The 1,083-nt window shown below is 67.9% G+C and carries 2 protein-coding genes; both read left to right on the top strand.

Annotated features, from left to right (window positions below):
• On the top strand, positions 1 to 400 hold a 400-nt coding region (locus ADL25_RS10705; protein WP_199839135.1), incomplete at its 5' end, for a DedA family protein.
• Positions 397 to 1,002: a phosphatase PAP2 family protein gene (locus ADL25_RS10700; protein ID WP_059127440.1), complete on the top strand. Its 606-nt coding sequence runs from the start codon at positions 397 to 399 to the stop codon at positions 1,000 to 1,002. The genes ADL25_RS10705 and ADL25_RS10700, both read left to right, overlap by 4 nt.
• Positions 1,003 to 1,083 lie beyond the last annotated feature (81 nt).

Genomic DNA, 1,083 nt, shown 5'->3' with positions numbered 1-1,083 from the left:
TCTGATCGGCCGCCGGGCGGGGGGAGCGCTGGTCGCCCGCAGTCGTTCGCAGCGTTTGCACGACGGCATGAAGCGGGCCGAAGAGCTCCTGGAACGCTATGGATACGCCAAGGCGATCGTCCTGGCGAGATTCATCCCGGTCGTACGGACCGTGCTCAACCCGATGGCGGGCGCACTGGAGGTCCCTGTGCGGACCTTCGCGCTATGGCAGGTGGTGGGCGGCCTCGTCTGGGCTATTGGCGTCACCCTTGCCGGATACGTGCTGGGTTCCTCTATTCCGAACGTCGACCGGTACCTGCTGCCCCTGGTCGCGCTGATCGTCGTGGTGTCGCTGATCCCGCTTCTCACCGAGGTCCTGCGAAGCCGACGCAATGCCAGGCCGAAGGCGAGGCACAAGTGATTCTCGCCCTCGACGGGGCGTCCATCGACGGCTCCCTCTACTCGGACATCGTGGCCCGGGCACAGCACTCACCGGCCTGGATCGACGACACTGTGTTGGTCTGGTCGACCTACGGACTCCTGGCGTTCGCCGTCCTCGCCGTCATCGGCTGGTGGCGGGCCCGGCAGGTGAGCCCGGCGGCTGGGGTGACAGCATTGGCGGCACCAGTCGTCGTCGTTGCGGCATACGGCGTGGACATGGTCCTGAAGATGGCTGTCGGGGAAGCCCGTCCCTGTCAGAGCCTGCACGTGAAGACGCTGGAGGCATGCCCCGCACCTGGTGACTGGTCGTTCCCCAGCAACCACGCGGCCATTGCGGCCGCGGCTGCAATGGCTCTGGTGTTCGTCTCGCGTCCCCTCGGCGTGGTTGCGAGCGTCGCGGTCGTGGCGATGGCAGCCTCTCGAGTGTGGGTCGGCGCGCACTATCCGCATGACGTCCTGGCTGGCGTGGTCGTCGGAGGCATGGTCGCTCTGGTGGTGACGTCTGTAGCACGGCGACAGTCACAGGCCTTGGCGCGGTGGCTCACTACAAAGCGCTTGGGTGCGCTGCTGCTCGCCTCATGAGCCGCCCCGATGTCTCCCGCCCGGCCGGCTGGACCGCCCTCGGCGCCGGGACCGCGTTCGCGATCCTCGCCTCTGCCGTCC

The organism is Streptomyces sp. NRRL F-5122 (genome assembly GCF_001507435.1).
Lineage (GTDB): Bacteria > Actinomycetota > Actinomycetes > Streptomycetales > Streptomycetaceae > Streptomyces > Streptomyces lannensis.
Note: the sequence above shows the minus strand (reverse complement) of the source record. Positions and strands in the feature narration are given on the sequence as shown.